Origin of the sequence: Paraburkholderia sp. NMBU_R16, assembly GCF_013282575.1 — a bacterium.
Taxonomy (GTDB): Bacteria; Pseudomonadota; Gammaproteobacteria; order Burkholderiales; family Burkholderiaceae; genus Trinickia.
The window spans coordinates 1-2,204 of sequence record NZ_JAAAYE010000160.1 but is presented as its reverse complement, the minus strand read 5'-3'; the positions used below and the strand labels follow the sequence as shown (position 1 = coordinate 2,204).

At 58.3% G+C, this 2,204-nt stretch carries 3 protein-coding genes; all 3 read right to left on the bottom strand.

All coding sequences use genetic code 11. The features are described from left to right. Positions 1–198: 198 nt before the first annotated feature. From GWC77_RS27445 to GWC77_RS27435, 3 genes are read right to left on the bottom strand one after another with little or no spacing between them, the layout of a single operon-like run. Positions 199–483, bottom strand: a complete 285-nt coding sequence (locus GWC77_RS27445; protein ID WP_173262548.1) for a PAAR domain-containing protein — start codon at positions 481–483, stop codon at positions 199–201. Beyond that, a complete protein-coding gene (locus GWC77_RS27440) occupies positions 480–1,625 on the bottom strand; it encodes a PAAR domain-containing protein (RefSeq protein ID WP_173262545.1) in 1,146 nt (381 codons plus the stop codon). Before GWC77_RS27440 ends, GWC77_RS27445 begins: the two co-directional genes overlap by 4 nt. Further along, entirely contained in the window at positions 1,622–1,945 is a 324-nt protein-coding gene (locus GWC77_RS27435; RefSeq protein ID WP_254367222.1) for a DUF6708 domain-containing protein, read from the bottom strand. Before GWC77_RS27435 ends, GWC77_RS27440 begins: the two co-directional genes overlap by 4 nt. Positions 1,946–2,204: the final 259 nt, after the last annotated feature.

The window sequence follows — 2,204 nt, the reverse complement described above, 5'->3', positions numbered from 1 at the left end:
CGATGACGGGGGACTGCTCGGCGCGGCGTGGCGGCAGCGGTTCCGGGCTACGCCCTTCACCGCTGCCGCCACGCCAGTACTCTCATCCTGATTGACGCGCTGCTCTCATCTTGTTTGACGCGCGGCAATGCCGGGCCGCCAGGGCCACTGCCACATGCCAGGGAGGGCAGCCGGCCGGCGATGGCGGCGCACCGCCAGTTACGTCGCTATCGATCCGAGTGCCTGCGATGCGATGAGCTTTGGTAGCGGTTCGCATTTGCACTGGCACAGGTCGTTCTCAAGTGCGACGTGCTTGCCCCTAACCGTCATCGTGCGTGGGGCGCCATCGCTGATGATGACGCCATGCGTCCCGCAGGCTGTACACTGCACGCGGCCGCCAAGGTAAGCCAACGGCCGTCCCTGGAACGACGAATTTTCGATGCCGTCTTCGACGACGCCATTGCAGGTGGTTTTGTCGCCCTTGCGGATAAATCTTCGGTTCATGATGCGAGCCCTTCCGGCTCGGTTGCCGTGGGAGTACACGCGCGCTCGACCGCTTCGGGCCAAACAGAATCGCGACAAGTCAGTTGCGCAAGGTAGTGCATCGTCGCCTGGATAAGGCTTGGGAGCGCCGTCATAGCAAGAAGCAGCCACAACAGAGGATGTCCGGAATTAACGATGTCGGGTACGTCCTGAAACTGCATTTTCAGGGAGTTCCGGAAGGAAACTTCGGTCGACAGTAACTCTGCCACCGGAGGCACGGACGACGGGCCTTCGTCCATGAAGCGCCGGTAATACTCGAAATTTTGATACAGGACGTCCATCGCCTGCTGACCCGCCGCAGTGTCCTCGTCGAACGCCAATTCGATGCGGCGCCCCATCGAAAACGTATCAACGACGTGACCACGGTCGTTGAGAACAAAGCATCGGATGAGCCGCGTCGCGGTCCTCGATAGCGCCGCTCTTTGACGCCGCTCGACATAAAAAAACGCTCTATCCCAAGGCACGGCCAGCACGCCGCCCGGCCCATTCCGGCGAAAGACGTATATCGTCCGATTGATGCGATTGAGACGGATAGGATTCCTCGTGTAGCCGAAGCAGTCCCTTGTCAAAGCCCAAATAGCTAGGGCGCATAGGCAAAGCATAAACAGCAGAAGCGGCGCAAATAGAGGCAGTATCAATGCTTCTTGCCCGCGATCCTTCACGGCCAGGGGGGGAGAGACTATGACCCACAAAACAAATGCCGTGGCAGCGAACGCCCCCATTCCCGGGATCAGGAAGGCGAGCAGCCCCCACCCCTTTTCCCTATAGTTGTCATCTGAAATCTCGAGGCAGCTTTCACTTATCGAGAACACCGTATTGCCATCTGTCGCAGTCTTGGAACAAGATTGATCAATCTGCAGACGCGCAGCATCTTCTTGCGAGGTCACTGGCCTGTTGAGCCGATACCATGACAGTCCGTCAAACGCCATTTTGCGTGCAGCGCCGTCGCTGATGATGACGCCGTCCATCCCGCAGGCCGGACACTGCACACGGCCGCCTAAGCAAGCCAACGGCTGTCCTTGGAACGACGAGTTTTCAATGCCGTCTTCGACGACGCAGTTGCAGGAGGTCTTGTCTCCCTTGCGAATGAATCGACGGCTCACGATGCGACTCCTTCCGTCTGTCCAAGCATTGGGGCACACGCGCGCTCGACGTCTTCGGGCCACACAGGCTCGCGACACGTCAGCTGCGCGAGATGATAAGCGACGGCAAGAATGAACGTTGGGATCGCAGCGACGATGCCGACCAGTTGTAGAAACACGTTTCCCGAACGCAACATGTCCGACATGCCATCAAACTGAAGCTTCAGAGAGTTCCGAAAGGAAATCTCCGTGGACAGGAACTCCTCGACCGGTGGCAAAGAAGCGGGGCCCTTCTCCATGAACCGACGGTAGTACTCAAAGTCCTCGTACAGCTCATTCATGGTCTGTCGGCCCAGTTCACGGTCTTCCAAAGAAGCGAGTACCACACGCCTGCCGATCGGGAAGCTGTCGGATACCTGCCCCTGCTTATCGAGAACGAGACAACGAACGACGCGAGGCGCAGTAGAGGTTATGCCCATTTCATTACACACAAGTCCGCGTGAGCGGCTTGTAAACTGTCGCGACTTGCCGTTTACTCTTGCTTTTTGCGCGGCACGCGAATGGCACGATCAACGGAGAGCTGGGCGGCAATGGAATTCA

Coding starts and splice junctions, on each gene's coding strand:
- GWC77_RS27445 (WP_173262548.1), bottom strand. CDS start 483: ATGAACCGAAGATTTATCCGCAAGGGCGACAAAACCACCTGCAATGGC.
- GWC77_RS27435 (WP_254367222.1), bottom strand. CDS start 1,945: ATGAATGAGCTGTACGAGGACTTTGAGTACTACCGTCGGTTCATGGAG.